Genomic DNA, 18,810 nt, shown 5'->3' with positions numbered 1-18,810 from the left:
CTCGGTCACTCGCGGGTCAGACCGACGCGGATTCGCAGGTCGCATCGTAAAATAGGTGGCGCGTTGCTTCCTGATTGACAGCCTCTGCCAGCACCTCTTCGTGCTCTTGCTCTGTGCCGCACTGCTCGCGCTGCTCCGGGCGAATCCCCAAGCGGCGGAACAGGGCCATGTCGGCATCGGCTTCCGGGTTGGCGGTGGTGAGCAGTTTTTCACCATAGAATATGGAGTTGGCGCCGGCCATAAAGCACAGGGCCTGCATTTGCTCGTTCATATTCTCCCGGCCGGCGGAGAGGCGCACGTGGGACGCCGGCATCATAATCCGCGCAACGGCAATCATGCGCACAAAATCAAACGGGTCCAGATCGGCCACGTTTTCCAATGGCGTACCCTTCACCTTCACCAGCATATTCACTGGAACACTTTCCGGATGCTGGGGCAGGTTGGCCAGTTGCATCAGCAGGCCAATGCGGTCGTCATCGTCTTCACCCATGCCCAGAATACCGCCGCAGCAGACTTTCATGCCGGAGTTACGCACGTTGCTCAGGGTATCCAGGCGATCCTGATAGGTGCGCGTGGTAATGATATGGCTGTAGAATTTTTCCGAGGTATCCAGGTTGTGGTTGTAATAATCCAGCCCGGCCGCCGCCAGTTCGTCGGCCTGTTCGGATTTGAGCATGCCCAGGGTCATGCAGGTTTCCATGCCCAGGGATTTCACCTGTTTAACCATATCCAACACGTAAGGCATGTCTTTTTTGGACGGGCTACGCCAGGCGGCACCCATGCAAAAACGCGAAGCGCCCTTGGCCTTGGCCGCACGTGCTTCAGCGACGACTTTCTCAATGTCCAGCAGCTTTTCTTTTTCCAGCCCGGTGTTGTAATGGCCGCTCTGGGGGCAGTATTTGCAGTCTTCCGGGCAAGCGCCGGTTTTTATCGACAGCAGGGTGCTGACTTGCACCTCATTAGGATCAAAGTACTGGCGGTGCGAAGTCTGGGCACGGAACAGCAGGTCGCTGAATGGCAGCTCGAATAATGCCCGGGCCTGTGGCAGTGTCCAGTCGTGACGGAGTTCATTGGCGCTCATTGGAGTTCCTGTTAACCTTTAAAGGATTCTTGGTTTACGGAGAAGCCAAATGATAAAGCCATCGGAGTGGCTGTCAACCCTAAACAAAATTTTGGTTAACAGCAAAAGCGGTTTTTTGGTTAACATTGAGCGCCAGGCCGGGCGCTGTGTCGGCTGTTTAAACCCGGTTGCCCGCAACGGTCTGTGTCAGGGTTGTTTTGCCGACCTGCCGTGGAATCGCTGGCATTGCCGATGTTGCGCCCTGCCTTTGCCGTTTCCGGCAGCCGGTCATTTGTGCGGCGAGTGTCTTCAGCGACCACCGGCGTTTGACTTAACACTGGCGCCCCTGCGCTATCAGTTTCCGGTGGCGGCAATGATCGGCCGTTACAAATACCAGGGCCAACGAGCCTATGGCCGCCCACTGACCGCCGCACTGGGGGAGTTGGTCAACGAAAGCCTGCTGCGCCAGCCGCAACTAAGACCGGATGTATTGATACCCGCCCCCATGCACCCCAAGCGCAGGCACCAGCGCGGTTTTAATCAGGCCAGGGATATTGCGGAACAACTAAGCAGACGGCTGGATATTCCGCTGGCAGGCAATCTGGTGCAGCGTCGAAGCACGGTTCAAGCGCAACGCACGTTAAACCGTGCACAACGGTTAGCCAACCTGCAGGGCGTGTTCCAGGCCACCGGCACGCCTCCGCCACGAATTGCGATTATTGATGACGTGGTGACCACCGGCGCCACCGCGCGCTTGCTGGCGCAGGCACTGCAGCAGGCCGGGGCTGAACATATCCAGATTTGGGCCCTGGCGCGAACGCCGGGATAGCACCGATTAGGCGAGGCGCTCGGCGACGCCATGCTGGGGCGGGCCATCAATGCGGAAATCACAAAAACCGCCGTCTGACCGGGCCAGTTTTGGCCGAATACCGGCGTAAGCAGGCTGTCACTTTTCCGGATTCAGCCCAGGCCGCCGGGTTCCGGCAGCGGATACACCAACTGACGAAACGAGTGCTAGCCGCTGTAGCTAAAATACACGCCAAGCGCTGGGCCTGGGTTTCGCTGGTGGCCCAGTTGCGCCAGCCGGCGCGCCACAGCCAAGCCAACAACACCGGCCCCGATCACGGCGGTTTTTGCGATTAACAACGGTAAGGCCATGATTCCCCCTGGTCTGGATGGCGTTATTGTGGACTGGGGAATTGTATCAGCCAAAACAGCGAGGCATAGGTGCGCTGTCAAGATTACGCCAGCGACGATACCGGTTATACTGGCCGGCAAATTCATGGCGGCAGCGAATTCATGACTGAACATCCTGACAATGCGATTTCCGGGCACCCATACGATGCCCTAAAGCCAGACGCGCTTTTAGATGCGATGGAAGACGCAGGCTTTGCGGTCAGCGGCCGCCTGTTTGCGCTCAACAGCTATGAAAACCGGGTGTATCAGATCGGGCTGGACGAAGGCCCGCCAGTGATTGCAAAATTTTATCGCCCGGGACGCTGGACCGAAGCCTCGATTCGCGAAGAGCACAGTTTTACCAAAGAACTGGAGGCCGCGGACATTCCCGTGGTTGCACCACTTACCCTACCCAATGGCGATACCTTGGGCCAGAGGGGACCTTTCCGGTTCGCCGTATTTCCCCAGCGCGGTGGCCAGGCGCCGGATGTCAGCGTAGAAGACACCCTGTACCGGCTGGGCCAATGGCTGGGCCAGATTCACAATGTTGGCGCTGCCCGAAAATTCAGCCATCGCCCCGACCTGTCGGTGGCGTCAATACCAACCGGCATCGAGCAAAATAATGAACTGTTGCTTGAAGGCAACTGGGTCCCGCGGGACCTGCGCCCGGCTTGGGACAGCCTGATGGTAGATCTGCTGCGCTTATGCCGTACCCGTATTAACGACGCAGGCAACATCAATACGTTGCGCCTGCACGGTGACTGTCACGCCGGCAATATTCTGTGCCGTGAGGACAGAATGTTGTTTGTCGATTTGGACGATTGCCGCAGCGGACCCGCTATTCAGGATATGTGGCTGTTGTTGAACGGTGAAGATAGCGAGCGCGGAGCGCAACTGGGCGAAATATTGGAAGGCTATGAGATGTTCCGGCCATTTGAGCGCCGCGAACGCCACCTGATTGAGCCACTGCGTTGCTATCGCCAGGTCAGCCACTGCGCCTGGTTGGCGAAGCGCTGGGACGACCCAGCCTTTCCACGGTTTTTCCCCTGGTTCGGCCAGCCGCGCTTCTGGTCAGATCAGATACTGTCGCTGCGCGAGCAACTTTCGGCCCTTCAGGCACCGGCGATTTCACTTCCCGGTCAGTACTGATCCTTTTCCGTATTTGTGATCAAATTTTTTCAGATATTTTACAGAGGCCACTATGAGTCAGGATTCGAAACTCTATACCACCCGCAGTTTAATTCTCACCGCCGTCATTGCTATTGTTGGCTCGGTATTGGTGCTGGAGATCACCGGAAAAATTGATCATTCTGACAATAAAGAGAACCTCCCCATCGGTGAATTTACGGCCATTCAGGTCAACCCCGGGGAATCCTTCAACATGTCATCAAAAGCCTCTGAACTGCACGCGCGATGTGAAAACGGCTATCTGGCCATTGCCGCGGATATCGACCCTTCCTATCTCGGCGTTCTGGTGGATTACAAGAATCGTGGCGTGCGCTGCTCGCGTCCCTCACCGACCGGACCGTCGGCCCTGCCGGAGCCAGAAAACCCGGGGCAACGGGACCAAAGCGATGACTGAACAGCCTAAACCGGTGGCACCACAGCAACTCACTGACCGACTGTTTGCCACCGAACGCAACCCGGAAGACTTTCGCTTTGATGCCGCAGTAGCGCGAGTGTTTCCGGACATGATCCGGCGTTCTGTGCCGGGCTATACCACCATCATTCCAATGATCCAAGTAATCACCGAGCAGTACATTCAGCCCGGCACCAACGCCTATGATCTGGGTTGTTCGCTGGGTGCGTCTACCCTGGCCATGCGCCATGGCATCCAAGACCGCGACTGCGAACTCATCGGTGTCGACAACTCGGTGGCGATGATCGAACGCTGCCGGCATTATATAGCTCTGGATGATCATCCGCTGCCGGTCACTCTGCGTTGTGAAAACATACTGGACACCGACATGCGCAATGCCTCGGTGACCACGCTGAATTTCACCCTGCAGTTTGTGCCGCTCTCTGATCGCGCAGATCTGCTGACGCGAATTGCCCGGGCCACGCGCCCGGGTGGCGCGCTGATTCTGTCGGAAAAACTGCGCTTTGACGACGATACCGATCAGGAAATACAAACTCGCTTACATCACGAATTCAAACGTGCCAACGGCTATTCAGATCTGGAAATCAGCCAAAAACGCAGCGCCATAGAGCACGTAATGATTCCGGAAACCCTGGAAGCCCATCGCCAACGCCTTTTAAACGCCGGTTTTGAACGGGCGCTGGTGTGGTATCAGTGCTTTAATTTCGTCTCGATTCTGGCCATTAAATGAGCTATTTCAACTGGCAGACCTGCTATAACAACCTGTTCGAACACCTTGAGCAGCAGAATCACGGCGCCTGGGCCACGCAGATTCGTCAGCAGCTGACCCAACGCTTTGATGAAACGCCCCACGGCGACGTTCCGCGCTGGCAGAGTGCGTTGAATTTACTGCCGACGCTGCCGAACGTGCAGCCCATACTGGATGCACACGCCGTGACCCTGCGTGCCGGTCAAACCCTAGCCCGGGAACAATCTGCAGATCTGGAAACGGGATTGCGGGGCTTGATGCCCTGGCGCAAAGGCCCGTTTGATTTTTTTGGCACCGCGATTGATACCGAGTGGCGCTCAGACTGGAAATGGGACCGGGTGGCGCCGTTTTTGACTGACCTGCACGGGCGCCAGGTGTTGGACGTTGGCTGCGGCTCTGGCTATCACTGTTGGCGCATGCACGGCGCCGGCGCCGCGCGGGTGATTGGCATTGATCCGGGGCTGTTATTTCTATTCCAGTTTCTAGCGGTGAAAAACTATCTAACCGATGTGCCGGTGGACCTGTTGCCACTTCGCATTGAGGACCTGCCGCCAAAACTCCAGGCCTTTGACACCACTTTTTCTATGGGCGTTTTGTATCACCGACGCTCGCCACTGGACCATCTTCTGGAACTTAAAGACACCCTGCGCAATGGTGGTGAGTTGGTGCTAGAAACCCTGGTAATAGACGGCCCGGAAGGCGCCAGCCTGATGCCGGAAGATCGCTACGGCCAAATGCGCAACGTCTGGTTTCTGCCCAGCTGCGCTACTCTGCTGCGCTGGCTCGACCGTTGTGGTTTTGTGAATGCACGGGTGGTGGATGTGACTGCAACCAGCACCGAAGAACAACGCAGTACCGACTGGATGCGGTTTAATTCGTTACAGGATTTTCTTGATCCCGATGACCCCAAGCGCACCATTGAGGGTTATCCTGGCCCGCTACGGGCGACCCTGATTGCGAACAAACCCAGCTAAAGTCCGGGGACAGAGTTCAAATCTGTCCCCGATTTAAAGACCAGGGACAGATTTGAACTCTGTCCCTGCACCTGGCGTACTACTCACCAAACGGATGGCGCAAAACAATCGTTTCAACTCGGTCAGGACCGGTAGAAATGATGTCAATCGGCGCTTCAATCTGTTCTTCCAGGAAGCGAATATAGGCTCGAGCATTTTCGGGCAGCTGGTCGAGACGGGTCAGCCCTACAGTGCTTTCGTGCCAGCCCGGCAGATCCACATAAATCGGCTCGATGTCTTTGTAAGTATCGCAGCCAATGGGCGGGCGGGTAATTTCACCCTTCGGCGTTTTATAGCCGATGCACACCTTAACCACGTCCATGCCGTCCAGAACATCGAGCTTGGTCAGGCAAATACCCGATACGCTGTTGATCTGAATGGCGTGGCGCAAAGCAACCGCGTCAAACCAGCCACAGCGCCGTGCACGGCCAGTGGTGGTGCCTACTTCATTGCCTTTCACCGACAGGTACTTACCCATTTCATCAAACAGTTCGGTGGGGAACGGACCAGCGCCAACACGGGTGGTGTAGGCTTTGGTGATACCCAGCACATAATCCAGAAACAACGGGCCAAAACCAGACCCGGTAGCGGTGCCGCCAGCTGTGGTGTTGGAAGAAGTCACGTACGGATAGGTGCCCAAATCAATGTCCAGCAAAGAGCCCTGGGCGCCTTCGAACATGATGTGCTCGCCGCGTTTGCGATAATCGTGCAGCAAATCGGTGACATCAGCCGCCATCGGCAGAATCTCCTCACCCATCTGGCGCAACTCGGCCAGAGCCGCATCGACGTCTTCAGCTTCTTCCTTGAAGTACTCGGTCAGCACAAAGTTGTGGAAGCTCATGATTTCGCGCAGCTTGACTTCAAACTCAGCCATGTTGCACAAATCGCCCACCCGCAGGCCACGGCGCGACACTTTGTCTTCGTAAGCGGGGCCAATGCCACGGCCGGTGGTGCCGATTTTATCGTTACCACGGGCGTGTTCACGGGCCACATCGATGCGCACGTGGGTACGCAGGATCAATGGGCACGCAAGACTGATTTTGAGACGGTCGCGGACCGCAACACCATTGTTTTCCAGCTCCCGCACTTCTTTCAACAACGCTTCCGGCGAGAGCACCACGCCGTTACCAATCAGGCACTGAACGTCCCGACGCAAAATACCAGACGGGATCAAGTGCAAAGCTGTTTTCTTGCCCTCAATCACCAGCGTATGGCCAGCGTTGTGGCCACCCTGGAAGCGCACGACTGCGGCTACCTTTTCGGTAAGCAGGTCTACAATCTTGCCCTTACCCTCGTCACCCCATTGGGTACCCAGCACAACAACATTTTTGCCCATGATTCTCTCTCTGTGCGGCCGGCCAATAATGAACGGCCTGCAAGTTTGACTATTAAAAGTCCAATAAATACCAACGCGGTAGCGCGTCAGCCGAGTTTTTCAACAATCCACTGGCCTTGGTACTTCACCAGCTGGCGATCACAGCCGCGAGCACCAGGATCGCAATTGTGGTCTTCCGGCAGTGCGCGGATAACCGTATCGCTGTGTCGTAATTCCACAATGGCCACGGCCAGTGTGGGGTCGGGGTCTGCAGGGGCCCAGATTGCACCCTGCGCAGGTGCCGTGCTGCTGCCCAAAGCCACCAGCGCGCGAAGGTCCAGACTGAAACCGGTTGCCGGCCGTGAGCGGCCAAAATCACTGCCAATGGCATCGTAACGGCCGCCTTTCGCAACTGCGTCGCCATGGCCGGGCACGTAAGCGGCAAACACCAGGCCGGTGTGGTAGTTGTAACCCCGTAATTCACAGAAGTCGAAGCCCAGGCGAATACCCGGAAACTGTTGGCTAAGCGTATCGGCCACCCGACCCAGTTGATCCAACGCCGAGTCCAGCTCGGCGGAGGCACCTTGAACAATATCCCGGGCCTGATCCAGCGCCTCACGACCTCCACTTACGGCAGCCAGGCGGCGCAGACGCCCACCGGCGCTGTCCGCTGCTTCGTCACCCAACAAAACGTTCAGTTCGGGCAAGGATTTACGGCCCATGGCGTCAAACACTGCGGCTTCGGTATCGCGGTCAAAACCCGCATCGGCGATCAGATGCTGGTAGATAGCCACGTGTGCCAGGTCCATGTGAATAGCCGGCAGACCGGCAACACTCAACGCTTCCAGCGCCAGACTGATAATTTCCATATCGGCGCTTTCAGAGCTGCTGCCAAACAACTCGCAGCCGGCCTGAATAGGCGTACGGCCTGTCAGCATGTGCCGGGGACGGGTGTGTAACACGTGCCCGACGTAACACAGCCGGGTGATACCTTCCTGCGCCAGAGTATGGGCGTCAATGCGCGCGGCCTGAGGCGTCATGTCGGCGCGCACACCCATCATTCGGCCCGTCAGCTGGTCCGTCAACTTGAACGTTTGTAACTCAAGATCATGCCCTGTGCCGGTAAACAGCGACTCCAGGTACTCTATCAGCGGAGGAATCACCAGTTGGTAACCCCAATGCTGACATACGTCCATAATGTTGCGGCGCAAAGATTCAATCTGACCCGCAAGGGGCGGCAGAATATCCTCGACACCGTCTGGCAACAGCCAGCGATCAGATACTGTCATGAGATTCCGTTATCTGTTTTAACCACGCCGGGAGCATCCCGGAACCCAAACCGGTCAGAGTCTACACTCTCGGCAGACACAAAAAAACCGGAGTACCTGAGTATTCCGGTTTTTTCGTTTTCTACCCGGGCTTAATTAGCGCCCTGGGGGTCCTTCAGGAACTTAAGAAAAGCGCTGTTGGCGTCAATCACCATCAGATCATCCTTGTTCGCAAAGGTATTACGGTAGGCTTCCAGGCTTCGGTAGAAGCTGTAGAAGTCTGGGTTCTCGCCATAAGCGTCGGCATAGGTTCTTGCCGCCTGGCCGTCGCCTTCACCACGCGTCGTTTCTGAGCGCGAGAACGCCTCTGCCAGAACGACGGTGCGCTGGCGGTCGGCGTCAGCACGAATGCCTTCTGCCAGCTCGCGACCGCGGGAACGGAACTCCTGCGCCAGTTTCATCCGTTCTGTCGCCATACGGCGGAAAACGTTTTCACTTACCTGACCGGGAAATTCTATACCCTTTACCCGTATATCCCGTACTTCGATGCCAAACTCACTGACGGAGGTTTGGTTGACCAGGTCAATCAGGTTCCTCATCAGCTCGTCGCGCTCACCAGATACTACCTCCACCATGGTGCGAACACCGAACTGATTACGCAGACCGTTGTCGACCCGTGATAACAGCAGCGACTGAGCACGGAGTTCGTCGCCACCGGTGGCGCGGTAAAACTGGTCCACATCGCGAATTTTCCAGGCAACGTAGGAATCCACATCCAGTGGTTTCTTTTCGACCGTCAAGTACTGCCGGGTTGGCAGATCCATGGTCAAAATACGGATGTCGAACTCACGTACTTGGTCAATCACCGGCACTTTAAAGTGAATGCCAGCCTGAATATCGGTCTGCACCAGTTCACCAAAGCGCAGTTTTACGCCGCGGTGAGTCTCTGGAATAATAAACACGCTCGATAATACCAGCAGGACTACAATCAGGGCGCCTGCAAGACCAACAATACTTTTAGGTCCCATGATTATCTGCTCCTTCGGGCGTTGGTGTCTTGACGGGTGTTCATTTCCTGGATCACCTGATTGGTGACATCCTGAATATCTGCCCGAGAAGCACTACTGCTACCACTGCCGTCTCTGAGCGCTGCCGATGCGCCTTGGGTCAACCGATCCAGAGGCAGCAGCATCATATTGCCGCTGCTTTCGGTATCAACCAACACTTTGCTGCTGTTTGACAACACGGTCTCCATGGTCTGCAGATACATCCGCTCGCGGGTAACGACCGGTGCTTGCTGATATACCGCAAGCACCTCGAGGAAGCGAGCTGTTTCACCGTTGGCACGTTCGGTTACCTGCGCTTTGTAAGCGTTGGCTTCTTCAAGCATGCGCTGGGCTTCACCACGCGCTTCAGGCACCACCTTATTGCGGTAGGTTTCTGCTTCTTCTTTCACTCGCTGCTCGTCTTCACGGGCGCGCTGTACTTCGCGGAAGGCATCCTGTACCGCGGGTGGCGGCTGGGTGCTTTCTACGTTAACGCGTACAATTTCAAGGCCTGTGCCGTAATCGACCAGAAATTTCTGCAGGCGCTGTTCAACCATCACGCCGAGCTGGGCACGGCCTTCTGTCAAAACGTCGTCCAGCGTGGCACTGCCCACTTCATGGCGCAGCGCGCTGTCAGTGGCAAACGCCAAAGCCTGGTTGGAATCACGCACGTTCAAAACGTAAGATTTGGCATCACCGACCCGGTACTGAACCTGAAGGTCAACTGTTACCAGGTTTTCGTCTTGGGTCAACATCTGGCCACTAGACTGCGCGGTACGTACGTTGGTTACACCCACTTTTGTGACATCGTCAATTAGTGGCACTTTAAAGCGCAAGCCAGGACTTTCGGTGCGGTTGTACTCACCAAAACGTAACACCACTGCACGCTCTTGCTCGTCTACGGTGTAGAACGATTGAAAAGTGACATAACCAATAACTAGTATGCCGGCCAGCGCCAAAATGGCACCAAAACCACCAGAACTGCCGCCGATGCCCATGTTGCCACCGCCGCCAGACTTGTTGCCTTTACCCTTTCCACCCAGAAGACTGTTGAGCTTGTCGAGGCCTCTTTTCAGAGCTTCGTCGAGATCTGGTGGTCCTTTATCTTTTCCGCTACCGCCGTTACCCCAAGGGTCGTTATCGTTGCGGTTCCCACCCGGTTCATTCCAGGCCATAGTACTCTCCGTTCCTAACATGTCGAATGGCTGCAAATACTAGGGATTTATTGGCTTTCGGGCAATAGGCGATGGTTTTCACTCGCCGCCTGTCCGAAACACCAGTTCATCCTCCCGCACTCCCGCCCGGCTCAGTAGCTGATGCCAGTCGCGGTTTTGCAATCGCACTTCCAGTATGGTTTCACCGGTTTCCCGGCTGGACTCGCTCAATACCGAACCCGCTTCATGAAGCAGCGCACGGAACCTGCCATCGGCCGGTCCCAGCACAACAAAATGATGGACAACGTCTTCCGCCAGACGCTCTACAACGGCATCAAAAAGCCCCTGTAAACCGTCCCCGGTGACTGCCGACACCCAGGCCCTCACCGGCACGCCTTCTTGATTGCGATCCACTCGTGGAACAAAATCGTCTAGCAGATCCGTTTTGTTAAACACCTGTAGAACCGGCACTTCATCAGCGCCGATCTCCGCCAGCACATCTTCTACCTGGGCTATATTGTCATCGCGACGTTCGTCGTGACAATCAATCACATGCAACAGCAGTGCTGCTTCGTTCGTTTCTTCCAGTGTGGCACGAAACGATTCTACCAGTTTGTGTGGCAAGTGGCGGATGAAGCCTACCGTGTCCGCCAGAATGACCGCGCCGATATCCGGAAGTTCCAGGCGCCGCATAGTCGGGTCGAGCGTCGCGAACAACTGGTCCGCAGTGTATACGTCGGAACTGGTGATTCGGTTGAATAGTGTAGATTTTCCAGCGTTGGTATAGCCAACCAGCGACACCGTAGGCACATCAGCCCGCACCCGTGCCCGGCGCCCCTGGTCACGCTGCCTGCGCACTTTTTCAAGACGCTTGTTGATCGACTTAATGCGCTCGCGCAGCAACCGGCGGTCAGTTTCGAGCTGGGTTTCACCGGGGCCACGCAGGCCAATACCGCCTTTTTGACGTTCCAAATGAGTCCAGCCCCGCACCAGACGCGTTGACATATGTTGGAGCTGTGCAAGCTCTACCTGCAACTTACCTTCGTGAGTGCGGGCACGCTGTGCAAAAATATCCAGAATAACGCCAGTGCGGTCCAACACCCGGCACTGCAGTTCGCGCTCAATGTTGCGTTCCTGGCTGGGACTTAGGGAATGATTGAACAGCACCACGTCTGCCTCTGCCGCGGCTATTGCAGCGCGGATCTCCTCAAGCTTGCCATCACCCACAAAAAAGCGCGGGCTCGGCTGCTTACGCGACCCGGTGACTGTATCCACAGGCTCTACACCAGCAGAAATGACCAGCTCGCGAAATTCGCCAGGGTCTTCATTTCCATCGTGCGCGGTAAAATTAATATTGACCAAAACCGCACGCTCACCAACGTCAGGACGCTCAAACAATGGGCAGTTTCTCCGGGTTACGCAATCAAGAAGCCAAACTCATATAAGCAAACACCCACGCCCCTGTGGAACCCTAGGGTTCGTCAGGGGCGTGGGTGTACCACTGGAACCAGCACAGAAGGACAGAAGAATCAGTCTTCAGACTCGCCCTCATCCTCCTCGCCTGCAGGATTCTGCGGCGGAATACGAACATTCCTTGCCGGCACAACGGTAGATATAGCGTGCTTATAGACCATCTGACTGACGGTGTTTTTCAGCAAAATAACAAATTGGTCGAAAGATTCGATCTGGCCCTGCAATTTTATGCCATTGACCAAAAAGATAGAAACGGGAATGCGCTCTTTCCGCAGCGCATTCAGGTAAGGGTCTTGTAAAGAATGCCCTTTTGACATGTGTGTTCTCCTGTTTGAGTAAGTCAGATCGTCAATTTAAGGTTTTAATGTGGTGCTAAGACCGGCTTTTTTCAAGGCGTCCGCAATGATATCTTTGCTATCACTGTCCAGCCAAAGCGCATCCGGCCATTTTCGCAGCCATGTAAGCTGCCGCTTGGCCAACTGACGGGTGGCGGCAGCCCCTTTATCCACAAAAGTCGCATAGTTACACTGGCCAGACAAATGCTCCCATGCTTGGCGATAACCTACACAGCGCATAGATGGCATAGAAGGATCAAGATCACCGCGAGCCATCAGGCCTTCTACTTCGCTCAATAGACCTGAATCCAGCATAGTCACAAAACGCTGGTAAATACGCTCATGCAGCATCTTGCGCTGCTGCGGCGCTATCGCCAACTGTGCAACAGTATACGGAAGGCAGGGGCCTGCGTCTGCCTGCCAACGGGTGACATAAGTGTAATCCTTATTATCAGCAGCGTTGACGTCCGCCGTGCTGGCGAACACTGCAGGCGGTGCTTGCCACAATGACGAAATCGGCTGCCCTGTCACGCGCTGCACTTCCAACGCGCGGATCAGCCGCTGTCGGTTATTAGGATGAATAAGCCGAGCCGCAACCGGGTCCGCCGCGGCTAACTCTCGATGCAGCGCTTCCCAGCCCTGCAGTTGAGCCTGCTGCACCAGCTGCTCGCGCACTTGCGGGCTCGCCGATGGCAAATCCGACATGCCATGAAGCAACGCTTTGAAATACATCATGGTGCCACCCACTAACAGCGGAATGCGACCTGCTGCCGTGATTTTAGCCATTTCGGCCAGGGCATCCCGACGAAAATCAGCCGCAGAATAGGTGTCAGCAGGGTCACAGATATCAATCAGGCGGTGAGGCGCCTGCGCCAGCTCGGCGGCACTGGGCTTGGCAGTACCAATATCCATACCGCGATAAATCATCGCCGAATCTACGCTAATAATATCGCAGGGCAAACGTTTGCAAAGCTGGAGAGCCAGGTCTGTTTTACCGGAGGCGGTGGGCCCCATAATGAAAATAGCAGGAGGCAATGCTGCCGCCGCGGGTTGATCGGCAGAACCGACAGCGTTCATCAACGCCCCCGTAGAAACAGTTTGTCCAACTCGGCCAGAGTCATCACTGTCCAGGTTGGGCGACCATGGTTGCATTGGCCGCTGCGCTCAGTGGCCTCCATGTCCCTCAGCAGCGAGTTCATCTCCGGAACAGTTAACTGGCGGTTGGCCCGCACCGATCCGTGGCACGCCATGGTGCCCAATAATTCCTGAGTGACGGCCTGTACCCTGTCACTCTGGCCATGCTCAATCAAGTCAGACAGCACATCCCGCACCAGCTGTTCACCATCGGCACCGCGCAACAACGCTGGAATTTGTCGCACCGCCAGCGTCTCTGGCCCAATGCGCTCTATTACAAGGCCCAGCTGTTGCAGTTCATCGCCGTGGGTCTCAACCAGTCCGGCCTCTTTTTGGCTGACTGCCAGCGATAGCGGCACCAACAAAGGCTGGCTTTTCAGATCCTGCTGAGCCAACGCCTGTTTCATGCGCTCATACGTAATGCGTTCGTGCGCCGCGTGCATATCCACCATAATCAATCCGGCGCGGCTCTGTGCCAGAATATAAATGCCGTGCAACTGGGCAATGGCGTAGCCCAAAGGCGGTTCTTGTTCGCTGTCTTCGGGCATTTGCGAAGGGGCGGCGGCAACCCTTGCCTGGTGGCCCGCAGACACGCCTCCCCCGGCATTCAGGGCCTGATAAAAACCAAGCTGGTCACTGGCTTGCCACTGATGTTGCGGATCTGGGTGTGTCACTTGACCAGGCGTTCGCTCGAGGCCGCCCGGGTAGCCCAAAGTCGATTCACTCGCGGCCGAACCTGGTGAGCGGAGCCCTTCAGCAGAAGCCGCAAACCCCGTACCGGCTGCAACCGCGTTTTCGCGGCCCAGAGACTGCGCTACCGCACCACGCAAGTGGTCGTCCGGACGCACGTCCGCCAGCGCTTTGTGCAGAGTACGAAACAGAAAATCGTGGACCAGACGGCCATCGCGGAAGCGCACCTCGTGCTTGGTCGGGTGCACATTCACATCCACCGACCCCGGGTCTACTTCCAGATACAGCACAAAAGCGGCGTGGCGATTGTTGTACAGCACATCGCGGTAAGCTTGGCGTACGGCATGCGCTACTAAGCGATCACGAATCACGCGACCGTTGACGAAAAAGTACTGAAGGTCAGCCTGACTGCGGGAAAAGGTGGGCAGAGCAACCCAGCCCCAAAGTTTCAAACCGGTGGCTTCGGCGCTAATGACCACTGCATTGTCGATAAACTTCTGACCACACAGCGACGCAATCCGCCGTTCTCTATCTAGCTCTGACAAGGCCGGTCGCAGGCTTTGCACGGCACGCTGGTTATGGCGCAGATTGAAGCCGGTATCGAAGCGACTTAGAGCCTGGCGCCGGACGCACTCTTCCACGTGGCCAAATTCGGTTTTTTCAGTACGCAAAAACTTGCGCCTTGCCGGCGTGTTAAAAAACAGATCGCGAACCTCTACCGTGGAACCCACCGGGTGCGCCGCCGGCGATACGTGCGCGTCCATATCGCGGCCTTCCACTTCGACTTTGCTTGCGGCTTCCTGATTTTCGGTGCGCGAGGTCAGGCTCAGGCGGGATACGGAACTGATACTGGCCAGTGCCTCACCACGAAAACCCAGCGACGCGACTGCCTCAAGGTCATCGAGACTGGTAATCTTGCTGGTGGCGTGGCGGCTCAGGGCCAGGGACAGGTCTTCAGCGGCGATACCACAGCCGTCGTCGCGCACCCGGATCAGCTTGACGCCGCCCTGCTCTATGTCCACATCCACCCGACTGGCACCCGCATCCAGAGCGTTTTCTATCAGCTCTTTGACCACAGACGCCGGCCGCTCCACCACCTCACCGGCGGCGATCTGGTTAGCGAGCCGGGGGGACAGCAAATGTATGTGGGGCATGTCTGACGCGGACCTCTTTTTTCAACGAGTTATTGAGCAAGCCGCTCAGCTAATCGCTCAACTGGCAGGAATGGTAATGGTTTGGCCTACCATAACACGGTCGCTCTGCATGCCGTTAAGGTGCATAAGCTCGCGCACGGACAGCTGATTTTCCCGAGCCAGGTCAGACAAGGTGTCGCCTCGCTGGATGCGGTAGCGGCTCACACTATTCTGCATCTGGCCGTTATGCTTCTGCCGCGCCAGCAAAGTACCCGGCGGCGGTGTTTTGCGGAAATAGCCGTCAATACCGGTCATAATTGCAGCCGATAGGCGCTTACGATAGAGCTCAGTGGACAAGTTCTTCTCTTCCTGAGGATTTGAGATAAAGCCGGCCTCCACCAATATAGACGGTATATCCGGAGACTTGAGCACCACAAAAGCGGCCTGCTCTACGCCGGGCTTGTGAAGCTCGGTCACTCCACCCAACTGCCCCAGTATTGCGCTACCCACACCCAGGCTGGCGTTAATGCTGGCCGTCATAGACAAATCCAGAAGAACCCCGGCAAGGGTGTCATCGCGGCCTTCCAGCGAGACGCCTGAGCCGCCAATCAGGTCAGAGCGGTTTTCGCTTTGCGCCAACCAACGTGCCGTCTCACTGGTCGCTCCCCGTTGCGACAGAGCAAATACCGATGCCCCTTTTGGCTGTGGCGTGCGGAACGCATCCGCATGCACTGACACGAAAAGATCAGCGTTGTATTTACGCGCCAGAAGCGTGCGATTGCGCAGGCCTATGTAGTAGTCGCCGGTACGGGTCAGCTTGGCGCTGTAGCCCGGGCGACTGTTGATAAGGTCGTGCAGGGTTTTGGCCATGTTCAGCACCACGTCTTTTTCACGAGTACCGCGGGGCCCGATAGCGCCCGGGTCTTCGCCGCCGTGGCCAGCGTCAATCACTATGACAATGTCGCGTTTACCCGCGGAGTCATGGGTAACGGTAGGCTTTGCCGCCTTGGCCCTATCAATGCGGGTGCCGCCCTCGTCAATCAGGTCTACCACCAAACGGTGGCCGTATTGCTGGTTCGGTTTTAATAAAAAGCTGCGAGGTTTCACGCTTTTTTGCAGGTCCAGCACAACCCTCAGGTCTTTACCATTGCGCACCGCGCTGCGAATGCGGCGGATAGGGCTGCCAGACAAGTCCAGCTTGTCCAGGCTCGTCTGCAACCGGGTGTCTTTCAGGTCAATAACCAGGCGGTCTGGACCCGCCAACGCGAAAATATTGTGATCTACTTCGCCGGCCGTATCGATGACCAAGCGAGTGTGATCCGGCGCCGGCCAGATTCGCAGGCCTTCCACACGGGTACCTGCCTGTACCACCTGCATGAGAAGTAGCAGGTTGAAGGCAAGAAAAGCCCGCACGACTCTGCCGCAGATCCTGTTATAGAAGTAAGCCATTGAACATCCCTTTGTCACGAATCGGTATGGTGCATAACTTCCGGGCCGACTATTTCCAGATCGTTCAGCATATCGGCACCCACCTGAGATCCAGCGCACAAAATGGCCGAGCGACCATTGCCCTGGGATTCCAGATGCACTGTCAGGTCCGCCGTGGGCAGTAACGCCTCGCCCCTTTCCGGCCACTCCACCAGGCATAAATTATGATCATTGAAATAATCACGAATGCCCATGAACTCCAGTTCTTCCGGGTCTTTCAGACGATACAGGTCAAAATGGTATACCGGCGGCTGCAAATTCTCGTAAGGCTCCACAATGGTGTACGTCGGACTCTTTACCGCACCCTCGTGCCCTAACCCGCGCAGCAGGCCGCGGCTGAGTGTGGTTTTGCCCATGCCCAGATCACCATCCAGATAAATCGCCAGCGCGCTTTCTGCACGCTGGACCAAGCGCGCCAGCTCCCGGCCCAAGCGTTCGGTTTCACTGTCATCCGCCAGGAACAGCCGGCGCTCACTACCAAAAATTGTCATAGGTCCTCCTGTGTACCGCGAACTCGTTTACACAACGCTCCGTTCAATGACGGTTCAATTCAATGCCCTGAGCAGGCTAACACCCGGGGCAAAGCATCAATAACGTCGGTTGGCTGCAAGCCCATATAGCCAAACTGCTGAGTTGCCAAGTTAGCTGCCGCCAGGTGCAGGGCTGCGGCCGTCACGACGGCCTGGGTCGAATCCTTCAGCTGAGCCAATAAACCACCAGCAATACCCGTCAGTACATCCCCCATCCCCCCGGTAGCCAACCCCGGATTGCTGCCACTGACCACAAACATTTCACCGTGCATGCTCGCAATCACGGTGCCGGCACCCTTAAGTAGAATAGCGCCTCCGTACCGCGACTGTAACTTGCGCGCTGCACTTAACCGGTCAAGCTCCACCTCTGCAACGGTGCAGCCCAGAAGGCGCGCAGCCTCCCCAGGGTGAGGGGTCAAAATACGATTGTCCGCGGCTACCGACGCTTTGTTCGCCATCAGGCCGCCCGCCATCAGATTCAAAGCGTCGGCATCCAGCACCTGCGGTTTGTTACATGCCAACACTTGTTCCAGCATCTGTTGGCCCCAGGCCGACTGGCCAAGGCCTGGCCCACAAACCACCACGGTTGCCGCCGCTAGCAGAGGCGCCAACTCAGAGCCATGCACAACGCCGTGGCTCATTATCGACGGGCACCGGCTCAGTGCTGCAGCCACGTGCTCTTGCCGGGTCGCCAAGGAAACCAGGCCCGCACCGCTGCGCGCAGCAGCCTCAGCCACCAGCAACCCCGCACCACCAAAACCGCGATCGCCGGCAACCACTAGCACATGGCCAAAATGGCCTTTGTGCGCGTTGGCAGCGCGCTTCGAAATACCCAAAGTAACGGAGGACCAGTCGGCCCGTGTGGCCGACACCGGCTCGGTACAGCCACCAAGCTGCTGGGCGGCACCCAAATCTTCAAAAATCACCTCACCGCAAACCGCGGGGCCATGGCCGGTGAACAGGCCGGCTTTCAGTCCAATAAACGTTACCGTGGCGTCTGCCGCCACAACATCGCCCGCGGCGGCTCCGGTGGTGGCATTGAGCCCTGAAGGAACGTCCAGCGCCAAAACACCCGCGGCCGACTGATTGCAAAGCACAACAACTCGCGCGAATTCGCCCCGCGGTGCGCCATTCAGGCCCGTACCCAACATGGCGTCTACCGTCACATCGGCCTGTTCTAGCAAACTGATCAAATCCTTGTCCGCCAACTGCGCTGCAGTCACCATGCTGATCTTTTGATCGCTCGCCCGCTGCCAGGCTTTACGGGCATCACCCTTCAGTTTGGCGGAGTCTGTTAACACCAAGCAGGTTACGCCCAGGCCATGACGCAGAGCGCACGTTGCCAATAAATAACCGTCGCCGCCATTGTTGCCAGCCCCGCAAAGCACCAGCACGTGACGGCACTGGGGCCAGCGTCGCATAAGCTGGCGAAAAGCACTGCGGGCAGCGGCCTGCATCAATTCAAAGCCGTCGACTCCTTGTTCGTCAATCAAGTACCGGTCCAGATTGCGCACCGAACCGGCGCTGTACAAAGCCTGTGGCAGGCCAGCACCGAACCCTGTAGGCACTGACAGATCAGGCTTTGATAGATGGGGTTCTAATAGACGGAGCTCTGATAAACAGGACTCTGATAGACTGTGCCTTGCT

The 18,810-nt window shown here is 56.8% G+C and carries 18 protein-coding genes; 6 read left to right on the top strand and 12 right to left on the bottom strand.

Annotated features, from left to right (window positions below):
- Positions 1 to 16 precede the first annotated feature (16 nt).
- Positions 17 to 1,081, bottom strand: a complete 1,065-nt coding sequence (gene bioB / locus MIH18_RS19710; RefSeq protein WP_249013295.1) for a biotin synthase BioB — start codon at positions 1,079 to 1,081, stop codon at positions 17 to 19.
- Between the two features lie 49 nt (positions 1,082 to 1,130).
- On the opposite strand from bioB, the gene MIH18_RS19705 reads away from it, so the two are divergent.
- The 6 genes from MIH18_RS19705 (at position 1,131) to cmoB (ending at position 5,558) form a co-directional block, all read left to right on the top strand.
- Positions 1,131 to 1,889, top strand: a complete 759-nt coding sequence (locus tag MIH18_RS19705) for a ComF family protein (RefSeq protein ID WP_249005618.1) — start codon at positions 1,131 to 1,133, stop codon at positions 1,887 to 1,889.
- 182 nt (positions 1,890 to 2,071) lie between these two features.
- Positions 2,072 to 2,203 carry a hypothetical protein gene (locus tag MIH18_RS23980; RefSeq protein ID WP_283164059.1) on the top strand — a complete coding sequence of 44 codons (132 nt, stop codon included), beginning with the start codon at positions 2,072 to 2,074 and terminating at the stop codon, positions 2,201 to 2,203.
- 156 nt (positions 2,204 to 2,359) lie between these two features.
- Positions 2,360 to 3,385 carry a serine/threonine protein kinase gene (locus MIH18_RS19700; protein WP_249009021.1) on the top strand — a complete coding sequence of 342 codons (1,026 nt, stop codon included), beginning with the start codon at positions 2,360 to 2,362 and terminating at the stop codon, positions 3,383 to 3,385.
- Positions 3,386 to 3,437: 52 nt separating this feature from the next.
- On the top strand, positions 3,438 to 3,818 hold the full coding sequence (locus MIH18_RS19695) for a kinase (protein ID WP_249005620.1): 381 nt from the start codon (positions 3,438 to 3,440) through the stop codon (positions 3,816 to 3,818).
- A complete protein-coding gene (gene cmoA / locus MIH18_RS19690) occupies positions 3,811 to 4,566 on the top strand; it encodes a carboxy-S-adenosyl-L-methionine synthase CmoA (RefSeq protein ID WP_249005621.1) in 756 nt (251 codons plus the stop codon). The genes MIH18_RS19695 and cmoA overlap by 8 nt, the downstream gene beginning before the upstream one ends.
- Positions 4,563 to 5,558: a tRNA 5-methoxyuridine(34)/uridine 5-oxyacetic acid(34) synthase CmoB gene (gene cmoB, locus MIH18_RS19685; RefSeq protein ID WP_249005622.1), complete on the top strand. Its 996-nt coding sequence runs from the start codon at positions 4,563 to 4,565 to the stop codon at positions 5,556 to 5,558. The genes cmoA and cmoB overlap by 4 nt, the downstream gene beginning before the upstream one ends.
- A gap of 79 nt (positions 5,559 to 5,637) precedes the next feature.
- Here cmoB and MIH18_RS19680 read toward each other — a convergent pair whose 3' ends face one another.
- The 11 genes from MIH18_RS19680 to MIH18_RS19630 form a co-directional block, all read right to left on the bottom strand.
- Complete coding sequence (locus MIH18_RS19680) at positions 5,638 to 6,933, bottom strand: adenylosuccinate synthase (protein ID WP_249005623.1); 1,296 nt, start codon at positions 6,931 to 6,933, stop codon at positions 5,638 to 5,640.
- An 86-nt stretch (positions 6,934 to 7,019) separates the two neighbouring features.
- Positions 7,020 to 8,201 carry an ATP phosphoribosyltransferase regulatory subunit gene (locus MIH18_RS19675; protein WP_249005624.1) on the bottom strand — a complete coding sequence of 394 codons (1,182 nt, stop codon included), beginning with the start codon at positions 8,199 to 8,201 and terminating at the stop codon, positions 7,020 to 7,022.
- Positions 8,202 to 8,332: 131 nt separating this feature from the next.
- Entirely contained in the window at positions 8,333 to 9,208 is an 876-nt protein-coding gene (gene hflC / locus MIH18_RS19670; RefSeq protein ID WP_249005625.1) for a protease modulator HflC, read from the bottom strand.
- Positions 9,209 to 9,210: 2 nt separating this feature from the next.
- Positions 9,211 to 10,401 (bottom strand): FtsH protease activity modulator HflK, encoded by a 1,191-nt coding sequence (gene hflK / locus MIH18_RS19665; RefSeq protein ID WP_249005626.1) that lies wholly within the window; start codon positions 10,399 to 10,401, stop codon positions 9,211 to 9,213.
- 78 nt (positions 10,402 to 10,479) lie between these two features.
- Complete coding sequence (hflX, locus tag MIH18_RS19660) at positions 10,480 to 11,778, bottom strand: ribosome rescue GTPase HflX (RefSeq protein ID WP_249005627.1); 1,299 nt, start codon at positions 11,776 to 11,778, stop codon at positions 10,480 to 10,482.
- A 131-nt stretch (positions 11,779 to 11,909) separates the two neighbouring features.
- On the bottom strand, positions 11,910 to 12,170 hold the full coding sequence (gene hfq / locus MIH18_RS19655) for an RNA chaperone Hfq (protein ID WP_249005628.1): 261 nt from the start codon (positions 12,168 to 12,170) through the stop codon (positions 11,910 to 11,912).
- Positions 12,171 to 12,206: 36 nt separating this feature from the next.
- Positions 12,207 to 13,265, bottom strand: coding sequence for a tRNA (adenosine(37)-N6)-dimethylallyltransferase MiaA (miaA, locus tag MIH18_RS19650; RefSeq protein WP_249005629.1), 1,059 nt, complete (start codon positions 13,263 to 13,265; stop codon positions 12,207 to 12,209).
- A complete protein-coding gene (mutL, locus tag MIH18_RS19645; protein WP_249013294.1) occupies positions 13,265 to 15,166 on the bottom strand; it encodes a DNA mismatch repair endonuclease MutL in 1,902 nt (633 codons plus the stop codon). The genes miaA and mutL overlap by 1 nt, the downstream gene beginning before the upstream one ends.
- A gap of 57 nt (positions 15,167 to 15,223) precedes the next feature.
- The gene (locus MIH18_RS19640) at positions 15,224 to 16,594 is read right to left on the bottom strand and encodes an N-acetylmuramoyl-L-alanine amidase (protein WP_249013293.1); all 1,371 of its coding nucleotides are present in this window, start codon (positions 16,592 to 16,594) and stop codon (positions 15,224 to 15,226) included.
- Positions 16,595 to 16,608: 14 nt separating this feature from the next.
- Positions 16,609 to 17,124 (bottom strand): tRNA (adenosine(37)-N6)-threonylcarbamoyltransferase complex ATPase subunit type 1 TsaE, encoded by a 516-nt coding sequence (gene tsaE, locus MIH18_RS19635; protein WP_249013292.1) that lies wholly within the window; start codon positions 17,122 to 17,124, stop codon positions 16,609 to 16,611.
- A gap of 59 nt (positions 17,125 to 17,183) precedes the next feature.
- Positions 17,184 to 18,695, bottom strand: coding sequence for an NAD(P)H-hydrate dehydratase (locus tag MIH18_RS19630; protein WP_249014653.1), 1,512 nt, complete (start codon positions 18,693 to 18,695; stop codon positions 17,184 to 17,186).
- Positions 18,696 to 18,810: the final 115 nt, after the last annotated feature.

Source organism: Marinobacter sp. M3C, from assembly GCF_023311895.1.
Classification (GTDB): Bacteria; Pseudomonadota; Gammaproteobacteria; order Pseudomonadales; family Oleiphilaceae; genus Marinobacter.
The sequence above is the reverse complement of the archived record's forward strand: the minus strand, read 5'-3'. Positions and strand labels throughout refer to the sequence as shown.